Below are 20467 nucleotides of genomic sequence, written 5' to 3' on the forward strand. Positions count from 1 at the left end.
TTTTATTATAAACTTAGTTTTACAATAGTCCTAACATTACAGCACGAATTGCTGCTGAAATTTTATTATTCACATTTAGTTTTTGCATTGAATTACTCAGATGGAAATTTATGGTTCTTTCACTTACTCCAAGAATCTGTGCAATCTCAGCTGACGTTTTACCCTCAGCCGTCCAACGTAGTACCTCTTTTTCTCGGTTCGTTAAATATAGATTAAACTGAGAGAACTCAACATCATTTACAATTTTAGCAATGCTGGAATGTACAGTTTGAGTTAGCCAATACATATTTGTATATTGTGCCTTTTGTTCTTTTTCAGATAATTGGTCGCTGGATCTTGCCAAAGTTAGCATTCCACGTGTCCCAATGAAATCACGACTTGACTGTGCCCAACCAACATTTAAACCATAAGAACGCGCTTCCTCCCAGAAGTCTTTCTCTACTTGTGTATGAGTGTATTGACTTGACCAGACAAGAGGTTTCAGTGAAACCATACAGTGCTGAACAGTTGGGTCGACCTTAACATACTGCTGTTCCACATAGCGTTGCTGCCATGCTTGAGGATAATTATTCAGCATAATTGTTTTTGGTTCAGCAATAGATAATGGTGACTGCATACCATAAGCACAATAATCAAATCCAAGCTTTAATGCTGTCGATTTGACGACTTCAAATAATTGGTATTCATCTTGCACGATCAAAAATGCTGATAATAAATCCTCTTGCCAACTTTCCATTTGCTCTCATTAGACTCCGGCCAAAAATCATTTTTTGTTCAGTTTCATCTTATGAATCCAAGCAATCAAATTGAAGTATAGGCCTTATCTTTTACCCTTATTCCAATAAAGCGCTGCGAGAATCTAAAAGATTTTTAGGTACTAAAATATTTTGAACACCTATTCCTCTTTTATTGATTTCTCAATTGCAGATTTTGAATTCATCATTCAATTAACAACACTTTTAAGCCTAAATGGGTGCAAATTCTTCAGATAAACTAAATTTCTAAAAGCTTTTAAGGTTGTTATATTTCAGGTGCAGATTATGCTTGAAAAAAATTTTTTATAGGATGCATTTTATTCCAAAAAATAATTATTTTTAAATAAACACTAAGACTCCACTACTTATTATCAATGAGATATTTTTATTAATTTAATTTAATAATAACTTCTAACAACACCTAAAATTATGAAATTTTACCATTTATTATATATAGAAACTAAAAGCATCTACAATAATTTAAAAAATCAAATAATTACACCATAATCTGTATTGCTTATGATTATCCTTTCAATAATGAGAATAGATAATCCATATAAAGTTCATCATCGGTCGTATGATTTCGTAAATTTCAACAAGTTATTTTCGACTAAAGAACTAAAGTTACTCTATTCTCATATAAGTAAATCTTAATATCCAAGCACCCCTCTAATAAGGTCAGCTTAACGATATAGGCCATGGAATTATCTTTAACCTGTTAAATATGACAGTATTTCATTGGCAATAATTTATGTTATTTATCAGTAGAATTCCATTTTAGGTTACTTAAACAGGTAGCATGGTCAGCATACCCACTCACTTTCCAATCTCAGCAGATGGTTTTATTCGGATGAATGAAAACCAGCTTATGAACCACCCTCTCCGACACATCTTATCCATTGTTGAATCAATACAAATCGAAGATTCACAAATTTTCTATTATGGTTTTACTGAATGGGCAACACTAAAGACCCCTGCTTTAAGTACTGGATGGGACTGGGTATTCATTGAGCAAAATGGGTCCGCTAGCTTAAAACGAGTTGGTTTACCTCGAAGCAATATCATGATCGTTGATGTATCTGGTACAGATATTGGATTTGATGTGACTGGATCATTAATCGAGAAGAAAATCGACAGCCTGTTCTGGGAACAGTTCATTTATGCCCAAATCAATACAAGATTAGCAAAGTCTAAATTGAGCCCTAATTTCTCCTAGCAACCTGTAAATTTTTACAGTTACCGCCTTCCTAGCTGTTCAGTAAAGTCACATCAAAAATAAGTGGAAGCACTTGTAATGAATATTATTGCTGGATTTCAAAACAATTTTTCAGAAGGCTTATATACCAAATTTAAAAGTTACCGCTACAAGGTGTTTGTTGAACATTTGGGATGGGAGTTAAACTGTCCACATAATGAAGAATTAGATCAATTTGATAAAGTCGATACAGCTTATGTCGTCGCTCAAGATAGAGAGTCCAATATTATTGGTTGTGCCAGATTACTACCTACAACTCAACCGTATTTACTAGGTGAAATATTTCCTCAATTAATGAATGGAATGCCTATTCCCTGCTCACCAGAAATTTGGGAACTCTCAAGGTTTTCTGCCGTAGATTTCTCGAATCCACCTACCACAGCGACTCAAGCAGTATCATCACCTGTTTCGATTGCCATTCTGCAAGAAGCAATTAACTTTGCAAGAGAACAAGGTGCCAAACAACTTATTACCACCTCTCCTCTTGGGGTAGAGCGGTTACTACGCGCTGCTGGGTTTCGTGCCCATCGTGCAGGCCCACCAATCACGATTGATGGATATGCTATGTTTGCATGCTTGATTGAAGTGTAATTGGTTAAATCAAAGTCTAAGAATATTGGTGACATTGCAAAGATGATGGTCTTAAGCGGCAATCTCGTTTCACTCGCCAAATTTCAAAAGCCCTAGTCAAAAGATTAGGGCTTTTGAAATTTGAAAGACTCAAACTTAATATTAAGACTGCTCAGTAATTTTGGTTTTCAAATTTAATTCTGATTTTTTATGGTAAGCCTCATCAGTTTTAGTCTGCCAATCACGTGGCATAAATGAAGTCGATATAATCGCAACGATAGCCATAGATCCAATATAAATCATAATTAAATATGGATTACCCTGCCCGATACTTAAAAGTTTGGTCGCAATTAACGGCGCTAAACCACCACCAAGCACCCCAGCCAACTGTACCGAAATTGAAATTCCGCTATAACGAATTTCTGCTGGAAATTGACGTGCAAAAAGCTGAGCTTGCGGCGCATACATAATTGGAAAGACCACGCCAACTGCTAAAACAATTGCGGTCCAGACTAATACTGGATCTTTTGTGTTGAGCATGGTGAAAAATGGATAGCAATAAAGTGCCAATACGCATAAACCAAACATGAACATATTGCGTTGACCGACTTTATCTGACAAATGCCCACATAACGGTGTCATAAATAAAATGACTATTGCACCGCAAATGGTAGCAAACAAAATATCTTGGCGTGCGATCCCAAGTTGTGCAGTGGTATAAGCCAATGTAAAAGTTGAAGCAATATAAAACCATGCATTTTCGGCAGCGCGAGCCAAAATAATGGTGATGAGTTGCTTTGGATGGTTTTTAAAAACCTGTAAGGCAGGAACTTTGACTTCTTCAGACTGTTGTTTTACTTTTTCGAAATCTGGTGACTCTGGTACTTTCACCCGAATGTACCAACCTACTGCGAGTAAAATAATGCTGGCAAGAAATGGTAAACGCCACCCCCAACTAAACAATGCTTGCTCAGGTAATAACGACACCAGTCCTAATGCAATCGAGGCTAGCATTAAGCCACCACCCGTACTGGCTTGTGGCAAACTTCCCCAAAAACCCTTACCGCCTTCGGGAGCATGTTCAACGGCCATAAGCACCGCACCGCCCCATTCACCGCCCATTGCCATCCCTTGAATGAATCGTAAGACAACCAAACAAATTGCAGCCCAGTAACCAATTGATTCGTAAGTTGGTAATAAGCCAATCAGTACGGTTGGAATTCCCATGAGCATCAGAGTAAGTAGTAACATCGATTTACGGCCAATCTTGTCACCAAAATGACCAAAGACTAAACCACCAAGTGGACGGCCAATAAAACCAACGGCATAGGTAGCGAATGCCGCAAGTACACCTGTAAGTGGGTCTAAGTTAGGAAAAAATAGCTTGTTAAAAATCAGCGCTGCCGCCGCACCATAGATAAAAAAGTCATACCACTCAATGGTAGTGCCGACCATGCTAGAGATGCCTGCTAATCGATGTGACGACTTTTTAGGATGTGAACCGTTTCCATGTATTGATTGCATCATAATATCCTTTTTAGATTTTCTTGTTTTATCTTTTTTATGCTTATGACCAGCCCTGACCATAAGCATTTTCAGGTCTCGCTTTATCTCCTTAAGTTTTTTAGAGTTGCGTAATAAGGCTTAGCTCAATTTTTCTAAAATTGGCTCAAATTTCGAATTACGTTCTTGCCACTGTGGTTGTTTGTCTTTATCGACAATGAGAGCACGGACACCTTCAATAAAGTCACCATGCTCAAACCAAATGTCCTGTAAATCACGTTCAAGCTGCATACACTGCTGTAGCGAAAGCCCACGGCCTAAATGTTGCAGTTTCAAACTGGTTTGTTTGGCTATAAATGAGCGCTGCTGCAAAATGCTGAGCATCTTACTTGCCCAAGTCTTTAAGCTTTCATCTTGCTCATTTTCAAGACTTTGCTCAATTTCATCTAAATGCTGATATCCGAAGTGTTTACGGATGCCTTCGGCCAATTGTTTGAGTTCACTTTCGGCAGGGCGAGTAATAAATCGGGTAATGATGCGTTCAATTCCCTCTTTACTTAAACTTGGTGCCTCAACAAGAGCATCTTGCAAAGCTTGTAACTGCTCGCTTGGCACATGGTAGTCAATTAAATCGAGATAGAGCGCATCGCTGCTGCTGATCTGCTCGCCCGTAATTGCCATATAAACGCCAATATCATCAAGGCGAGACAGGAAATGCGTTGCGCCAACGTCTGGGAAAAAGCCAATCGCTGTTTCAGGCATAGCAAATCTGGACTTTTCACTGCTCACAACAATGTGACAAGCTTGAGCCAAGCCAAATCCGCCACCTAAAACATAGCCATCAAGCAAGACGATGACTGGCTTTGCATATTCACGCAGTATATCTAGCATTTTATATTCGGCACTAAAGTAGCCTTTGTAATCGGCCGTGCCATTTTTATAACTGTCGTAGAGATAGCGAATATCTCCACCTGCACAGAAGGCTTTTGGGCTATTTGACTTAATTAATACTGCCTGAATAGCAGCATCATTTCGCCACAGTTCCAATTGGGCACCAATACTTTTGATCATATCTAGCGACAATGCATTGAGATGAGTCACACGGTCTAAGGTAATAATGCCCAACTTACCTTGTCGCTCAATCATTAAGTGATTTTCTGTATTCATTTTATTGATCTCTTACTGATTTTTAAAATTTGGTTTTCGTTTTTCAACGAACGCCTGCATTCCTTCTTTTTGGTCAAATGTTGCAAATATTGAATGGAACATACGTCTTTCAAAACGCAAGCCTTCAGTCAGATTCACTTCAAAAGCTCGGTTAATGGTTTCTTTGAGCATCATATTTGCAGTTAAAGATCGTGCCGCAATTTTTTCAGCTGCTTGCAAGGTTTGTTCAAGTAATTCTTCTTTGCTAAACACACGTGCGACTAAACCACTTTGCTCTGCTTCTACAGCACCCATTTGACGAGCGGTAAAACACATTTCCATTGCTTTGGCTTTACCAATAGCATGAGTTAAGCGTTGTGTACCACCAATACCAGGAATTACTCCTAAGGTGACTTCAGGCAAACCAAACTTGGCATTGTCAGCACAATAGATAAAGTCACACATGAGTGCTAGTTCACAGCCACCACCTAATGCATAGCCACTCACCGCTGCAATTAAAGGTTTACGGCGCTGCGCAATACGGTCTGCAAGATGGAAAAAGTCATCAAAATAAATATCAGGAAATGCTAAATCAGCCATTTCTTTAATGTCGGCACCTGCGGCAAAAGCTTTTTCAGAACCTGCCAATACGATGCAACCAATTTCGCGGTCTTTTTCGAGCTGATCTAATGCCTGATTAATTTCACTAATTAATTCGCTATTTAAAGCATTGAGCGCTTGAGGGCGATTTAATGTAATCAGTCCAACCCCATTACGCTTTTCTAATAAAATACTTTGCCACTGCATTATTTATTCCTTGTTCTGATTTTATAGACTACGTGCAATCACTAAACGTTGGATATCGCTTGTGCCTTCGTAAATTTGACAAATACGCGCATCACGATAAATGCGTTCAATTGGGAAATCTCTGAGATAGCCATAGCCACCAAAGACTTGTAGCGCACTCGAGCACACGCGCTCAGTCATTTCTGAAGCAAATAACTTGGCCATTGAAGCTTCGTTGAGACACGGTTGACCTGCTTCTTTTAAACGCGCAGCGTAGTGAACCAGTTGTCTCGCTGCTTCAATTTCAGTTGCCATACTGGCAAGGCGAAATGCGATGGTTTGATGCTCAAAAATTGGTTTTCCAAAAGTAATACGCTCTTTGGCATAACGGGTCGCCTCTTCGAGCGCCGCACGTGCTAAACCGACTGCTTGTGCAGCAATACCAATACGTCCACCTTCTAAATTGGCAAGAGCGATTTTCAAGCCCTCACCTTCTTTACCCAGCATCAGGCTTTTATGGATGCGCACATCTGTCAGGGCAATCTGGCAGGTATCTGACGCATGCAGACCGAGTTTTTCTTCTACACGAATCACTTCATAGCCCGGTGTTTCGCGTGGGACTAAAAAGGCACTAATACCTTTTTTGCCCGCGCTCGGATCGGTCACGGCAAACACAATAATGACACCGGCATTATTACCCGAGGTAATAAACTGCTTAGCACCATTTAAAATGTAATCGTCGCCATCTTTCACCGCTCGGGTTTTAATGGCTCCCGCATCCGATCCTGTATGCGGCTCAGTTAAGGCAAAAGCGCCGATCATTTCACCTTGTGCCAGAGGTTTTAAAAAGCGTTCTTTTTGCTCGTCGGTACCAAACTTTAAAATAGGTACACAACCAACCGAGTTATGTACGCTCATGATGGTCGAGGTTGCACCATCTGCCGCCGCAACTTCTTCGAGTGCCAGTACATAGGCTAAGTTACCCGTGTCTGAACCGCCCCATTGCTCTGAAACAAGCATACCCATAAAACCGAGTTGGCCCATTTGAGCCAGAGTCTCTTTTGGGAAAGTTCCGTCTCGGTCCCAATCGCTGGCATTAGGCTTAATTTGTTCTTGGGCGAAACTTTTCGCCATGTCACGGATAAGTAATTGTTCTTCGGTAAATTGCATTATTATTTCCTTTACCCTGCTTTAGCTTGTTGTTTAGCAATTTCTTGATTACGCAATAAAAAGCGCTGAATTTTGCCACTTGGAGTTTTAGGTAATTCACTCACAAATTCAACTAAACGTGGGTAAGCATGAGCAGAAAGTCGTCTTTTAACAAATTGACTGAGTTCTTCAGCAAGTGTTTCTGATGGTTGAGTAGTCGCGGATAAAATCACGAATGCCTTAACCACTTCGGTACGGTCGGGATCAGGTACACCAATCACTGCTGCTTCAATGACAGCATCATGTTCAAGCAGAGCACTTTCTACATCGAATGGACCAATCCGATAACCCGATGTGGTGATTACATCATCGCTGCGTCCTACAAAGCTCATACTGCCATCGGCATGTAACTCGGCAGTGTCGCCCGTTAAGTAGTAGTGACCAACAAATGGCGATTTACGGCTTTCTTTATAGCCACCGAACCACATCATTGGAGACTGGCTAATATCGACCGCTAAAATTCCTGGTGTGTCTGGGGGAAGTTCTTCACCTTGTTCATTGACAATCGCAACGCGGTAGCCCGGACTTGGGAAACCTGCTGAACCAGCATGAATTTCATGTTTTAAACCATGATGATTACACACCACCATGCCGACTTCAGTTTGCCCATAGTGATCATAAATCGGAGCATCAAGCACTTGTTTAAACCAGCGAATGACTTCTGGATTCAGCGGCTCACCGGCACTGCTCACCACACGGAACTGCCCCTTTAACGGCGCCATTTGCGCTGGATCTGCTGCCATCATCATACGGTAAGCCGTTGGAGCACCTGCCAAGTTGTTAACTTTATAGTCTTTCACAATTTGGCATAGGCTATCTGTGCTGAACCCACCTTCATAGAACAAAGTAGCGTGGCCCAAGAATAACGGCCCAGTAATCGCATAGTACAAACCATATGCCCAACCCGGATCGGCAATATTCCAAAACGAGTCTTCTTCTGTTAAACCAATGGCATCTTGCATATATCGCCCAAAGGCAATCAGTGCTTTTAGTGGTACTTCTAATGGTTTTGCAGGCCCTGTAGTGCCTGAAGTAAACATGAGCAAGAAAGGATCTTGGATGCTACGCATGACTAGATCACATTGATCGGGTTGCTGCTTCACCTCATTCCAGAAGTTAAAATCACCTGCTTTAAGCAGAGTACCTTGTGCATCGGCCACCGTCACAATTGCAGGGCAATATTCAATTTCATCAAGCTTGCTACGGTTACCCATATCGGTCACCACTAGCTTACTTTGTGCAAGCTGAATACGATGCTCAATCGCTTTTGGGCCAAATGCAGTAAATAACGGTTGATAGACTGCACCAATTCGCCAAGCTGCCAAAATGGTTACAATCAGTTCAGGTGTTCTTGGTAATAAACCTGAAATACGGTCACCAGTTTTCACACCTTTTGCTTTTAAAAAGTTAGCAAACTGACTCGACCATTCTTTTAGTTCACGGAAGGTATATTGCTCTTTTCGTCCGTCTTTTCCTTGCCAGTACAGCGCAACTTTATCGCCATCTGCATGTCGATCACAGCATTCATAACAAGCGTTCAGTGCATCGAGTGAACCTGACAACATCTGTTTTGCAGTACTTTCCAAATCGAAAGCCTGTACAGCATTTTGATAATCCATCATATCTTTTCCCTCAGTCCGGATTTGTTGTTATTCACGACAGGGTTTGATTTATTGGTTTAAAGCCATCCTTTGGCTTTACCGTTATGCCTCTTGTGGCAGGTATTGCTGAATAATGCTCGAAAAATCGAGATTGGCATTACCACGCATACACATTTGCTGATAGAGCTGTTGCACCATGCCACCTAATACCACTGGCTGTTTGACTTGGCCCGCGGCCTCTACAGCGAGTCCTAAATCTTTTAGCATCAGCTGAGTCGCAAAGCCGTCTTGGTAACCTCGAGACGCAGGCGCATTTTCATTAATATACGGCCATGGATTACATACATCCGAACTCCAGCAACGACCGCTTGAGGTGTTAATGACGCCTGCCAATGCTTGTGGGTCGATGCCTAACTTCACACCAAGCGCCATACCTTCAGCAACAGCGGCCATTGAAATACCTAAAATCAGGTTGTTGCAGATTTTGGCAATTTGGCCTGCACCGACATCACCACAATGAACAATATTTTTGCCCATGTGGCTGAGCACTGGTTTTACTTCGTTAAAGGTTTGATCATCGGCACCTACCATAAAGGTTAAAGTTCCAGCTTGAGCACCAATGGTTCCACCAGAGACTGGTGCATCACAGATTTTAATATTTTTGCTATGCGCAACAGCCGAAATATCTTTGATGGTTTGCGGGTCAATGGTACTGCTATCAATGCATAAGCTACCTGCTTTTAGCACCTCCAATACACCATTTTCACCCAAGTAAACGTCTTTAACATGCTTTGCTGCAGGCAACATGGTAATGACCACATCAGCTTGTTTTGCTGCTGCCTGTGGGCTGTCGCAGACTATGCCACCTGCCTCGGCGAAGTGCTGAATAGCAACTTCACTGAGGTCATAACCATAAACTTTGATTCCGGCTTTTAGTAGGTTATGGGCCATTTTGCCGCCCATATTTCCTAGACCGATAAAGGCGATATTCATCCGTGATCCCCTTAACGTAAACTAATGGTTGTGTTTACACCGCCAACTTCATGGCTATCTTCAAACCAACGGCTAGTAATGGTTTTGGTCTGGGTATAGAACTGGACAGCCTGTTTGCCGTATGGTCCCAAATCACCCAGTTTTGAGCCTCTTGAACCTGTAAAACTAAAGAACGGCACAGGTACAGGAATTGGAATGTTGATACCGACTTGACCAATATCAATTAAGTTTTGGAAAGTACGTGCAATCGCACCGCTTTGGGTAAATAGACCTACACCGTTACCAAATGGGTTGGCATTGATAAGCGCAATCGCTTCATCGAGTGTATCTACACAAATAATCGAAAGTACTGGACCAAAGATTTCTTCTTTATAAATACGCATGTCGGTATTTACGCCACTAAAAATCGTCGCACCTACAAAGTTGCCCGACTCATAGCCTTGTACTTGCACATTACGACCATCAAGCAGAAGTTCTGCTCCTTGTTCAACACCGCTATTAATTAAATCAAGCACACGCGCTTTAGCACGTTTTGAAATGACTGGGCCAATGTCAGTATTTGGCTCATGGCCTGCGTTTACTTTTAAGGTTTTCGCTTTTTCAACTAACTCTTGAATCCATTGTTTGCTGTCGCCAACCATGACTGCAACAGACAATGCCATACAGCGTTGCCCAGCAGCACCAAATGCTGCACCCACCAAGGCATTTAGCGTTTGTTCTTTATTGGCATCTGGCATGACAACCACATGGTTTTTTGCACCCATCATTGATTGCACGCGTTTGCCATGTTGTCCTGCAAGGTTATAAACATGTGTGCCAACCGCAGTTGAACCCACAAATGAAATCGCTTTAATGTCTTTATGGGTACACAAGCGGTCAACCACTTCTTTGCCACCATGCACAACGTTGAGTACGCCTGCTGGAATACCTGCTTGAATCGCAAGTTCAACCAGCATCATGGTTGATAACGGGTCTTGTTCTGATGGTTTTAAAACAAAGGTGTTGCCGCACACAATTGCCATTGGGAACATCCAAAGTGGAATCATGGCAGGGAAATTAAACGGCGTAATACCAGCACAGACACCCAAAGGTTGCTGCAAAGTATATGTGTCTACGCCACGTGCTACACCTTCGACATATTCGCCCATTTGTAAAGTGCCGATCGAACAGGCATGTTCAACCACTTCTAAACCACGCTGAATATCACCTTCAGCATCGGCCAAAGTTTTGCCTTGTTCAGCAGTCAATACCTGTGCAATTTCCTTCATGTTGGCACGAATTAAGTCTTGTAACTTAAGCATAATGCGCATACGTGCCTGAATTGGGGTTTGACGCCAAGAAGCAAAAGCATCTTGTGCAGATTGAATGGCAGCATCGACTTCTTGAACCGTTGCAAATGGTACGCGACCAATCACTTCCTGAGTCGCAGGGTTAACAATGTCTTGCCATTCCTGTGTTTTAGATTCGATAAACTGTCCGTTAATAAGTAATTTAGCGGTTTCCAATTCGATTTTTTGGATTGTGTTCATAACCTCTCCGTAGGCCATATTTTTATTGTGTTCAGTTATTAGAAAATACTGATCTATGTATTTTCTTTATTCAGGTTTCATTTGAGACTAACAAAGAAAGCTTTGACCACCAACGCAAATTCATGCACGATTGTTGTGCAAATATGCACAGGGACAATAACAAAAATGAAAGTGGATTGGGATCATCTACAGTTTTTTCTGGTTTTGGCTCGCACTAAAACCTTAACCAATGCTGCACGTATTATTGGTGTCGAGCATAGTACGGTGGCTAGACGAATTCAGGCTCTAGAACTTGCTTTGGGTACAACGTTGTTTAAACGTGAAGCAACAGGCTATGAGCTGACACTCGAAGGCATGGCTCTTGTTCCTCGAGTTGAGCAAATGGAACAAGCTTTCTTACAAATTGAAAAACCACATCAACCATTGCAAGGTCGTGTGCGAATTGGCACACCTGAAGGTTTTGGCACTGCGTTTTTAGCACGTTTACTGGCTGAGTTCTCTATTCAATACCCACTGCTGACCATCGATCTGATTCCAGTGCCAAAAATGATTAAGCTCTCCCACCGTGAGGCAGACATTGTCGTGTCGATTGAGCGCCCAACCTCGGGGCCTTATATCATTACTCGCTTGTCAGACTACTGCTTAAAAATTTATGGCAGCCAAAACTATCTAGCGCAAAACCCACCCATTCGCGGTTTGGAAGATTTAACTCAGCATCGCTTTGTAAATTATATTGATGATCTGGTGTATAGCCCAGAGTTGTATTGTTTAGAACGGCTCCCATTAAAGCTGAATGCTAACTTTCGCAGTAGCAGCATTTTGGCCCAACAAATTGCAGTGAGTGCTGGTGCAGGGCTTGCGATTTTGCCCAAGTTTCTAGCAGACGATAAACCTGAGCTCGAAGAGGTGTTAGAGCAGCAAGTTCGTTTTACTCATACCTTCTGGATGCTAACCTTTGTTGATTTACAGCACGAACCACGCATTAAACTGGTCTGGGATTATTTACGTAAACAAGCCGATAAATATCAACACTTACTGGTTGATTAGACATCTCAATAAAAAAGCCAATCAATCATGATTGGCTTTTTGGGTAAATCGAGAAATGATTATTAAAAGACTTCTCGGCCTAGTTTTTTCATACGCGGTTTATAGAATGCATAATAGGTAATGCCCAAAACCACCAACCATACCGGGCTAACGTAGAGTGCTTTTAATGTATCTGGCTCTAGTGCCAAAATCACTAAAGTGAACAAGAAAAATGCAATAACCACATACGCCATTAACACGCCACCTGGCATTTTAAAGGTTGATGCTGCGTGAAGCTCAGGACTCAACTTACGGTAACGTAAATAGCATGCCATGATCAGAAGCCATACACTAATAAAGAGAATCACACAGAGTGAACTTGCCAAAGTAAATGCTTCCATGGTGTTTGGAACAAAGTATTGAAGCACTGCCCCGCCCATAATAAAAATACATGAGAAGATTAAACCATTGGAAGGTACGGCACGTTTTGATAAACGTCCCAATGCACTGGGCGCCTGACCATCTTTCGATAAACCGAACAGCATACGACTGGTTGAAAACACACCACTGTTCATTGAAGACATCACTGAAGACAGCACCACCAAGTTCATGATGATGGCTGAAACAGGAATACCCGCATTTAAGAACAACTCAACAAATGGGCTTTTATCTGCACGAATGTGATCCCAAGGTGTTACTGACATCACCACAAAGAGTGCCAACACATAGAATAGAATAATACGTACAGGAATCGCGTTAATTGCCTTCGGTAGATTTTTCTCTGGATCTTTGGTTTCAGCAGCTGTTGTACCAATCAGCTCAACACCAATAAAGGCAAATACGGCAATCTGGAAACCTGCCAAAAATCCGCTTACGCCTTTTGGAAATATGCCGCCATGCGACCACACATTACTTACACTCACAACCTCACCATGCGGAGCTTGAAAATGAGTAAGGAGCATATAACCACCGACTCCAATCAGGCCAATAATGGCCAAAATCTTAATGAGTGCGAACCAAAATTCAACTTCACCAAACAACTTCACCGTAAGAAGGTTAAGCCCTAAAATGAATAGTACACAGCCTGTACTAATCATGGCTTGTTGCATGGGTGAGAAACTGGCGCCTTCAGGCAGCCAGAAACTTAAATAGTTAATGACCGCAGACAAGTCAGCAATACCGACCAGTACCCAGCCTAACCAATAAGTCCAGCCTATATAATAGCCAGCCCATGGTCCAATCAAATCATATGCCATATCGACAAATGATTTGTAATGTAAGTTGGCAAGCAGTAGTTCACCCAATGCGCGCATCAGAAAAAAGAACATGCCACCAATTATCATGTAAATCACGAGGATTGAAGGACCTGCGAGGGAGATGGTTTTGCCCGAGCCCATAAATAGACCGGTTCCAATTGCACCGCCAATTGCAATCATTTGTAAGTGGCGATTATTTAATTTCCGTTGTAAATGATCAGGGGAGCTTGCCTCATCGGAATGATGAACCATTGTCATATTAGAAGTCCTTTTTATATTTTGCTTAACTTAAAATCAGCAACCTATAGGGAGAAAAACGAACCGTATATCGTGGGTTGCTGAGTCTATACCTCAGGACAAGATGTTCAAGTATATTTTTTCCTTAATTGATAAATCGTTTGTCCTGTTTTTTTTAAGTCACATTATTTATGTACTGCCTTCACGGCAATTTTAATTAACATATCTGGATTCTCCAGATTAGCCGAAGTTTAGCATGTGATAATGCTATATGTACTTTGCCAACACCCTCCAAATTGCACTGATGAGTTAAAAATAAACAATATTATTCCGATAAAAAATCCAATAAAAATAAAAAAAGCCAATCATGATTGATTGGCTTTTTAATAAAACTTAATGATCGTTGACGAATTCACGTCCTAGCTTTTTCATACGTGGTTTGTACAACATATGATAGGTAACACCTAAAATGACTAGCCATACTGGACTGACATACAGAGCTTTTAAAGTATCTGGCTCTAGCGCCAAGATAACCAAAGTAAAAAGCATGAATGCCAAAACCACATAACTCATCCAAACGCCACCCGGCATTTTGAAAGTCGATTTTTCATGTAATTCAGGACGTAATTTGCGATAGCGTAAATAGCACACCATAATGAGACTCCAGACACTAATGAATAGAATCACACACAGTGAACTTGCCAAAGTAAATGCTTCCATGGTGTTTGGAACAAAGTACTGAAGCACTGCCCCGCCCATAATAAAAATACATGAGAAGATTAAACCATTTGAAGGTACGGCACGTTTTGATAAACGACCAAATGCACCCGGAGCCTGACCGTCTTTTGATAAACCGAACAGCATACGGCTGGTTGAAAACACACCGCTGTTCATTGAAGACATCACTGAAGACAGTACCACCAAGTTCATGATGATCGCAGAAACTGGAATACCCGCATTTAAGAATAACTCAACAAACGGGCTTTTATCTGCACGAATGTGATCCCACGGGGTTACTGACATCACAATAAATAGCGCCAACACATAGAACAGAATAATACGTACCGGAATCGCATTAATTGCTTTAGGCAAGTTTTTCTGTGGATCTTTGGTTTCAGCAGCCGTTGTACCTACCAGTTCCACCCCGACAAAAGCAAATACAGCAATCTGGAATCCTGCCAAGAAGCCTTCTGTACCTTTCGGGAATAAACCGCCGTGTGACCAGACATTACTGATGCTTGCAACAGCGCCTTGTGGAGCTTGGAAATGGCTGAAAATCATGTAGCCACCCACTCCGATCAGACCAATAATCGCCAGAATCTTAATAAGTGCAAACCAGAATTCAATTTCACCAAATAGGCGTACAGTCAGTAGGTTAAGGCCCATCACAAACAATACACAGCCTGCACTAATCATGGCTTGTTGTGTTGGAGAGAAGCTTGCTCCATCGGGCAACCAGAAGCTCAAATAGTTAATGACCGCTGAAAGGTCCGCAATACCGACCAGCACCCAACCTAACCAATAAGTCCAGCCCAAATAGTAACCGGCCCAAGGACCAATCAGGTCATGAGCCATATCAACAAAAGATTTGTAATGCAGATTTGCAAGGAGTAACTCACCCATTGCACGCATTAAGAAAAAGAACATGCCTCCAATAATCATATAGATCAAAAGGATTGAAGGACCTGCGAGGGAGATTGTTTTACCCGAGCCCATAAATAGGCCGGTTCCAATTGCACCGCCAATAGCAATCAGTTGTAAATGACGGTTAGACAGTTTTCGTTGCAGATGATCAGGAGAATTTTCTGCATCTGAATGACGAGCCGTTGTCATATTAAAATTCCTTTTTGAATTCCTTTGTTAAGATCAGCAACCTATGGCGAAAATCGAACCGTATGCCATAGGTCACTGAATCTGTTCACCAAAAAATGACTGGATAAACCGTATCTATCTTCCTTCTGTTAGATACATCATCATTTTTGGAGTAAAAACGAATTACTTTTGTGCTGCCGTCACGGCAATTTCAATTAACCAATTTGGATTGACCAAATCGGCCTGAATTGTGGCACGCGATGGAGCAACACACCCTTTTAACCAGTCAACCCAAATTGCATTTACGGTTGAAAAGTCAGAAAGATTTTTTAAATAGAGCTGCGCAGAGAGCAAGCGAGATTTATCGGTATCAGCAAGTGCCAAAAGTTCATCAATCGTTGCAAGAATTTCACGAGTTTGGCCTGCCACGTCTTGCTCGGTATTTTTAGGTACCTGACCTGACAAATAAACCACTTTGTTAAAAACAGTCACGGCGCTCATGACTTCGTTAGTGTTAATCTTTTGTATATCTGAATTAGACATTCGGATTTCCTTATACCTGATTAATAAATTGAACACGGGCAGTGACGGCACACATCAGTTCATAGCCCACCGTACCGGATGAAACTGCGACATCATCAATAGGTAAAACGACGCCTGTACTTGATTGGCCCCAAAGTACAACTTCACTGCCGACTTTGGCACTCTCAATGCCCGTTAAATCGACTGCCAACATGTCCATGCTGACACGGCCAATTGTACGAGTGCGGACAGAGTCCACTAAAACAGGCGTGCCTGTGGGTGAAATACGCTGATAACCATCGGCATAGCCGCAAGCGACAATCCCAATCGTCATGGGTTGCTCTGCCACAAAGTTTGAGCCATAACCGACGCTTTCATTCGGTTCTAAATGCTGAACGGAAATAATTTCACTGCGTAAGCTCATGGTCGGTTGTAAGCCCCAATCCGCAATACTATGGGTCGGGTAATCTGGCGAGCTGCCATAGAGCATGATGCCGCTACGGGCATAATCTGATTTGAGCTGGTCTTGATAACGCAGAATTGCCGCACTATTACTTACCGATCTTTCACCCGGTAAATCTTTTACAATTTCTTCAAAAGCATTGATTTGATAATCAATACCTTGCTGGCCGAAACGATCACCATCTGCATCTGAAAAATGCATCATGTGCGTAATCTTGGATACGTTCGCCAAGTTGTTTAAACGTTCCCAAGCCTGAACATAGTGCTGTGGTTTAAAACCAAGACGGTTCATTCCACTGTTCATTTTCAAAAAAACATCAAATTGGGCCGCATAAGGATGCTTTTCTACCCACTCGATTTGCGCTTCACTATGAATGGTGAAACTAAGCTGATACTGCACACAATCAAATAAATCTTGAGGAGAAAAAACTCCTTCGAGCAATAAAATTGGACCTGTCCAACCTAGAGCACGAATTCGTTTTGCCTCATCAAGATCAAGTAAGGCAAAGCCATCTGCTGCTTTAAATGCTTCATAAACACGTTCAATGCCGTGTCCATAAGCATTGGCTTTTACAACGGCAAAGACCTTACTGTTTGGCATGGCCTTGCGTACCACCGCCAAGTTATTTTGTAAGGCTTGACGGTGGATGACTGCGGTAATAGGACGAGGCATGATTTACTTTCCTAACGTCCGTTATGCAGCATGTGCGTGTGAATAACGCTGAATTGAAAGGCCATCGGTACTGATATCAGTCTTATGATTCAATACGATGTCACTGATTAATTTTCCTGAACCACATGCCATGGTCCAGCCTAAAGTACCGTGACCTGTATTCAAGAACAGATTTTTGAAGCGAGTCGCACCAATAATTGGAGTGCTGTCTGGAGTCATTGGACGTAAACCTGTCCAGAAAGACGCCTGTGCCATATCACCACCCGGGAACAAGTCCTGAGTCACCATTTGCAAGGTTGCACGGCGGTCTTCGTTTAGACCTAAGTTAAAGCCACTTAACTCTGCCATACCACCTACGCGGATACGTTGGTCAAAACGAGTAATCGCAATTTTGTAGGTTTCATCAAGCACTGTAGATTGCGGAGCAAAAGCAGGGTCAATAATAGGAATCGTCAACGAGTAACCTTTGACAGGATATACAGGTAACTGTAGATCGAGTGGTTTCAAGAAATCACGTGAATAACTACCAAACGCTAGTACATAACGATCTGCGGTTAAGACCTTACCATTGACCTGAACGCCCTTAATTTGATCGCCTTCAACAATCAATTTCTCTACGTTCTGATTAAACTGGAAGTTAACACCCAACTCTTTAGCAATTTGAGCTAAAGCATTGGTAAATAAATAACAGTCACCTGTTTCGTCATTTGGTAAATGTAAACCACCAACAAGTTTATCTTGTGCATTTGCCAACGCTGGTTCTACACGACCAAGTTCGTTACCATTTAATAATTCGTAGCTTACGCCGCACTCTTGTAGCACGCTAATATCGCGTTGAACCGCTTCCATTTGTGCTTCTTTACGGAATAACTGCAAAGTACCCTTCGCACGGTTTTCGTAGTGAATACCCGTATCTTTTCTAAGTTCACGTAAGCAGTCACGGCTGTATTCAGCCACGCGCATCATACGTTCTTTGTTTACAGCATAGCTTTGTGGATTACAGTTTTTTAGCATTTGCGCCATCCACTGTAATTGCCACATGCTGCCATCTAAATTAATCGCAAGCGGTGCATGGTGTTGGAACATCCATTTCACAGCTTTAAAAGGAATTCCTGGTGCTGCCCAAGGAGTCGAATACCCAGGCGAAATTTGACCTGCATTACCAAAACTTGTTTCTTCAGCAGGACCTGACTGGCGATCAAGAACAGTGACCTCAGCTCCTTGTTGAGCTAGATAATAGGCACTTGCCACTCCAATAACGCCGCTACCTAAAACAATTACGCGCATTTCCATTCCCTCACGCACACCAGTTTATTTCACTAGTATATTTCTGCTTCAATAGTTTATTTCACTGTTTTTCAGGCTATAATCTAGGTAAATTTATGTTTTTCTCACGAGAATTTTAAAAAAAGAGGAAATATCTATGCGCCCCCTAGATCGTATAGATCGCATGATTCTGGACATTTTGCAGCGTGAAGGACGAATTGCGATTAGTGAATTGGCATCGAGAGTCAATCTCTCTACCACCCCCTGTTCAGAGCGTGTAAAGCGTCTCGAACGCGATGGCATTATCATGGGTTATTACGCTCGGCTAAACCCAGCCTACGTAGACCGTAACTTGCTTGTCTTTTTAGAAATTAAGTTATCCGCCAAATCAGGCGATGTATTTGATCAGGTTGCCAGAGACTTAGTCGAAATTCCGGAAGTACTCGAATGTCACCTTATTTCAGGTGAGTTTGACTACCTTGTAAAAGCGCGCTTAAAAGAAATGAGCGCATACCGCCGCTTATTGGGAGATCTTTTAAAGAAACTTCCCGCTTCGGCATCTTCACACAGTTATGTGGTCATGGAAGAAGTGAAAGAAACTCTGTATTTAGATGTAAGCAAGTAAAGCGAGCATTATTGAACTCGCTTTACTCACATTTTTGAAATTAGAAATATTTTAAAATCGAAATGTGCTTATTTTGATGTTTGAACTTAGAGAACCATTTAACCGCTGGATAGAGTGCAAAAGACAGCACAATCGTGATTAACCACAGCATCCATACATGATTGACCGACAAATAGTTTCCGTAGTTAGCTCCCCACACACTGAGCACAAATACATACATCAGTTTCAACACATATAGATGCAGTAAATAAAAGAACATTGGCACCGAGCCAAACACGACCAAGGGTTTTAGAAATGAATATTGCTGCATACGTTCAAAAGCAGTCAGTACAATTAATCCGATCCCAACATTTAGCAAAATAAACAATAAAGACGGTGGATATTTGGTGAGGTTAAAAAAGCTCATTAACGTCAGTTGTAATGACTCAAAATGCTGCCACGGTTGGTCACCATAGACGTTGATAAAACGCAATAAAACAAATAGCCCAATACTTGCTAAACCAAGGCTAAGTAAAGCACGGTCTCTTTGCTTTGCTGTATATTTTGAACTAAAGAACTGACCTAAAACATAGCCTAATAAGATCACACCAATCCAAGGTAAAACAGGGTAACTTGTACGAAGCTTAATACCCGCAAACTCAAGCCAGCCACGTTCATGTAAAACGAACCATATATTCTGTAGGATGCCTTGCGAGAAGTGCACAGAATCTAATAAGTTGTGTCCAAAAATAATGACTAACGCTACACCAGCAAGAACTGGCAAAGGCAAACTTACACAGCAAGCCAGCACCACCATACTAATACCGATCGCCCAAATCACCTGTAAGTAAATGACTTCAGGTGGAAAAGTCGCTGTCCATGCAAAATTCACAAGGGTAAGCTCTAACACAATTAAAAATAAGCCGCGTTTTAATAGAAAGGCACGCGTTTGTTGTAAGTCCTGTTTTTTGGACTGAAATAAAAATGCAGAAATACCCGTTAGAAGTACAAAAACCGGAGCGCAAATATGTGCCAATAATCGACTGCCAAATAATGCTGGTTCTGTTACTGTTACGTCCATTGGATCGGTAACTTGTTTATGTAAATAGAAAGTTTCTCTTACATGGTCGAGCAACATAATCAGGATGACCAAACCACGCAATGCATCAATCGACTGTAAACGTTCAATATTTTTTTCTATAGGCATAGCGGTAATAAACAAAATAATGTAACGTTATACTATTACATTATAGTTCTTTTGT

Annotated in this window: 18 protein-coding genes; 4 read left to right on the forward strand and 14 right to left on the reverse strand. The window is 41.6% G+C overall.

All coding sequences use genetic code 11. From position 1 onward, the window contains the following. Nucleotides 1–19: 19 nt before the first annotated feature. Entirely contained in the window at nucleotides 20–736 is a 717-nt protein-coding gene (abaR, locus tag AC056_RS17830) for a LuxR family transcriptional regulator AbaR (protein WP_077164369.1), read from the reverse strand. 818 nt (nucleotides 737–1554) lie between these two features. Between abaR and AC056_RS17835 the strand changes: the two genes are divergently transcribed. Together AC056_RS17835 and abaI are read left to right on the forward strand one after the other, a co-directional pair. Then, nucleotides 1555–1971, forward strand: coding sequence for a DUF4902 domain-containing protein (locus AC056_RS17835; protein WP_077164370.1), 417 nt, complete (start codon nucleotides 1555–1557; stop codon nucleotides 1969–1971). Nucleotides 1972–2034: 63 nt separating this feature from the next. Then, the gene (abaI, locus tag AC056_RS17840; RefSeq protein ID WP_077164371.1) at nucleotides 2035–2601 is read left to right on the forward strand and encodes an acyl-homoserine-lactone synthase AbaI; all 567 of its coding nucleotides are present in this window, start codon (nucleotides 2035–2037) and stop codon (nucleotides 2599–2601) included. 141 nt (nucleotides 2602–2742) lie between these two features. Here abaI and AC056_RS17845 read toward each other — a convergent pair whose 3' ends face one another. From AC056_RS17845 to AC056_RS17875, 7 genes are all read right to left on the reverse strand, one after another. Continuing rightward, nucleotides 2743–4104: an MFS transporter gene (locus AC056_RS17845; protein ID WP_081410812.1), complete on the reverse strand. Its 1362-nt coding sequence runs from the start codon at nucleotides 4102–4104 to the stop codon at nucleotides 2743–2745. 120 nt (nucleotides 4105–4224) lie between these two features. Beyond that, nucleotides 4225–5250 carry an enoyl-CoA hydratase/isomerase family protein gene (locus AC056_RS17850; RefSeq protein WP_077164372.1) on the reverse strand — a complete coding sequence of 342 codons (1026 nt, stop codon included), beginning with the start codon at nucleotides 5248–5250 and terminating at the stop codon, nucleotides 4225–4227. A 12-nt stretch (nucleotides 5251–5262) separates the two neighbouring features. Beyond that, nucleotides 5263–6036, reverse strand: coding sequence for an enoyl-CoA hydratase (locus AC056_RS17855; RefSeq protein ID WP_005309095.1), 774 nt, complete (start codon nucleotides 6034–6036; stop codon nucleotides 5263–5265). Nucleotides 6037–6057: 21 nt separating this feature from the next. Then, nucleotides 6058–7185 carry an acyl-CoA dehydrogenase family protein gene (locus AC056_RS17860; protein ID WP_002118030.1) on the reverse strand — a complete coding sequence of 376 codons (1128 nt, stop codon included), beginning with the start codon at nucleotides 7183–7185 and terminating at the stop codon, nucleotides 6058–6060. Nucleotides 7186–7196: 11 nt separating this feature from the next. Next, a complete protein-coding gene (locus tag AC056_RS17865; RefSeq protein WP_077164373.1) occupies nucleotides 7197–8846 on the reverse strand; it encodes an AMP-binding protein in 1650 nt (549 codons plus the stop codon). 81 nt (nucleotides 8847–8927) lie between these two features. Beyond that, the gene (gene mmsB, locus AC056_RS17870) at nucleotides 8928–9818 is read right to left on the reverse strand and encodes a 3-hydroxyisobutyrate dehydrogenase (RefSeq protein ID WP_077164374.1); all 891 of its coding nucleotides are present in this window, start codon (nucleotides 9816–9818) and stop codon (nucleotides 8928–8930) included. Between the two features lie 11 nt (nucleotides 9819–9829). Next, complete coding sequence (locus tag AC056_RS17875; RefSeq protein WP_077164375.1) at nucleotides 9830–11347, reverse strand: CoA-acylating methylmalonate-semialdehyde dehydrogenase; 1518 nt, start codon at nucleotides 11345–11347, stop codon at nucleotides 9830–9832. 165 nt (nucleotides 11348–11512) lie between these two features. Here AC056_RS17875 and AC056_RS17880 point away from each other — a divergent pair, with 165 nt between their 5' ends. Next, on the forward strand, nucleotides 11513–12394 hold the full coding sequence (locus AC056_RS17880) for a LysR family transcriptional regulator (RefSeq protein ID WP_032010330.1): 882 nt from the start codon (nucleotides 11513–11515) through the stop codon (nucleotides 12392–12394). A gap of 62 nt (nucleotides 12395–12456) precedes the next feature. Here the strand turns inward: AC056_RS17880 and AC056_RS17885 are convergent, their stop codons facing one another. From AC056_RS17885 to AC056_RS17905, 5 genes are all read right to left on the reverse strand, one after another. After that, nucleotides 12457–13887 (reverse strand): amino acid permease, encoded by a 1431-nt coding sequence (locus tag AC056_RS17885; RefSeq protein ID WP_077164376.1) that lies wholly within the window; start codon nucleotides 13885–13887, stop codon nucleotides 12457–12459. Between the two features lie 372 nt (nucleotides 13888–14259). Continuing rightward, nucleotides 14260–15699 carry an amino acid permease gene (locus tag AC056_RS17890; RefSeq protein ID WP_077164377.1) on the reverse strand — a complete coding sequence of 480 codons (1440 nt, stop codon included), beginning with the start codon at nucleotides 15697–15699 and terminating at the stop codon, nucleotides 14260–14262. A 162-nt stretch (nucleotides 15700–15861) separates the two neighbouring features. Next, complete coding sequence (locus AC056_RS17895; protein ID WP_049064657.1) at nucleotides 15862–16221, reverse strand: RidA family protein; 360 nt, start codon at nucleotides 16219–16221, stop codon at nucleotides 15862–15864. A gap of 10 nt (nucleotides 16222–16231) precedes the next feature. Beyond that, nucleotides 16232–17335, reverse strand: a complete 1104-nt coding sequence (gene alr, locus AC056_RS17900) for an alanine racemase (protein WP_077164378.1) — start codon at nucleotides 17333–17335, stop codon at nucleotides 16232–16234. Nucleotides 17336–17356: 21 nt separating this feature from the next. Next, nucleotides 17357–18622, reverse strand: coding sequence for a D-amino acid dehydrogenase (locus AC056_RS17905; RefSeq protein ID WP_077164416.1), 1266 nt, complete (start codon nucleotides 18620–18622; stop codon nucleotides 17357–17359). A 136-nt stretch (nucleotides 18623–18758) separates the two neighbouring features. Between AC056_RS17905 and AC056_RS17910 the strand changes: the two genes are divergently transcribed. Next, a complete protein-coding gene (locus tag AC056_RS17910; RefSeq protein WP_001247568.1) occupies nucleotides 18759–19226 on the forward strand; it encodes an Lrp/AsnC ligand binding domain-containing protein in 468 nt (155 codons plus the stop codon). Between the two features lie 40 nt (nucleotides 19227–19266). Here the strand turns inward: AC056_RS17910 and AC056_RS17915 are convergent, their stop codons facing one another. Next, complete coding sequence (locus AC056_RS17915) at nucleotides 19267–20412, reverse strand: DUF1624 domain-containing protein (RefSeq protein WP_077164379.1); 1146 nt, start codon at nucleotides 20410–20412, stop codon at nucleotides 19267–19269. Between the last annotated feature and the right edge of the window lie 55 nt (nucleotides 20413–20467).

Origin of the sequence: Acinetobacter genomosp. 33YU, assembly GCF_001990725.1 — a bacterium.
In the GTDB taxonomy this organism is placed as follows: domain Bacteria; phylum Pseudomonadota; class Gammaproteobacteria; order Pseudomonadales; family Moraxellaceae; genus Acinetobacter; species Acinetobacter seifertii.

What these genes read in the sequence shown, in the direction of transcription:
- abaR (WP_077164369.1), bottom strand. Translation starts at nt 736, where the DNA reads ATGGAAAGTTGGCAAGAGGATTTATTATCAGCATTTTTGATCGTGCAA.
- AC056_RS17835 (WP_077164370.1), top strand. Translation starts at nt 1,555, where the DNA reads ATGGTCAGCATACCCACTCACTTTCCAATCTCAGCAGATGGTTTTATT.
- AC056_RS17845 (WP_081410812.1), bottom strand. Translation starts at nt 4,104, where the DNA reads ATGCAATCAATACATGGAAACGGTTCACATCCTAAAAAGTCGTCACAT.
- AC056_RS17850 (WP_077164372.1), bottom strand. Translation starts at nt 5,250, where the DNA reads ATGAATACAGAAAATCACTTAATGATTGAGCGACAAGGTAAGTTGGGC.
- AC056_RS17855 (WP_005309095.1), bottom strand. Translation starts at nt 6,036, where the DNA reads ATGCAGTGGCAAAGTATTTTATTAGAAAAGCGTAATGGGGTTGGACTG.
- AC056_RS17860 (WP_002118030.1), bottom strand. Translation starts at nt 7,185, where the DNA reads ATGCAATTTACCGAAGAACAATTACTTATCCGTGACATGGCGAAAAGT.
- AC056_RS17865 (WP_077164373.1), bottom strand. Translation starts at nt 8,846, where the DNA reads ATGATGGATTATCAAAATGCTGTACAGGCTTTCGATTTGGAAAGTACT.
- mmsB (WP_077164374.1), bottom strand. Translation starts at nt 9,818, where the DNA reads ATGAATATCGCCTTTATCGGTCTAGGAAATATGGGCGGCAAAATGGCC.
- AC056_RS17875 (WP_077164375.1), bottom strand. Translation starts at nt 11,347, where the DNA reads ATGAACACAATCCAAAAAATCGAATTGGAAACCGCTAAATTACTTATT.
- AC056_RS17880 (WP_032010330.1), top strand. Translation starts at nt 11,513, where the DNA reads ATGAAAGTGGATTGGGATCATCTACAGTTTTTTCTGGTTTTGGCTCGC.
- AC056_RS17885 (WP_077164376.1), bottom strand. Translation starts at nt 13,887, where the DNA reads ATGACAATGGTTCATCATTCCGATGAGGCAAGCTCCCCTGATCATTTA.
- AC056_RS17890 (WP_077164377.1), bottom strand. Translation starts at nt 15,699, where the DNA reads ATGACAACGGCTCGTCATTCAGATGCAGAAAATTCTCCTGATCATCTG.
- AC056_RS17895 (WP_049064657.1), bottom strand. Translation starts at nt 16,221, where the DNA reads ATGTCTAATTCAGATATACAAAAGATTAACACTAACGAAGTCATGAGC.
- alr (WP_077164378.1), bottom strand. Translation starts at nt 17,335, where the DNA reads ATGCCTCGTCCTATTACCGCAGTCATCCACCGTCAAGCCTTACAAAAT.
- AC056_RS17905 (WP_077164416.1), bottom strand. Translation starts at nt 18,622, where the DNA reads ATGCGCGTAATTGTTTTAGGTAGCGGCGTTATTGGAGTGGCAAGTGCC.
- AC056_RS17910 (WP_001247568.1), top strand. Translation starts at nt 18,759, where the DNA reads ATGCGCCCCCTAGATCGTATAGATCGCATGATTCTGGACATTTTGCAG.
- AC056_RS17915 (WP_077164379.1), bottom strand. Translation starts at nt 20,412, where the DNA reads ATGCCTATAGAAAAAAATATTGAACGTTTACAGTCGATTGATGCATTG.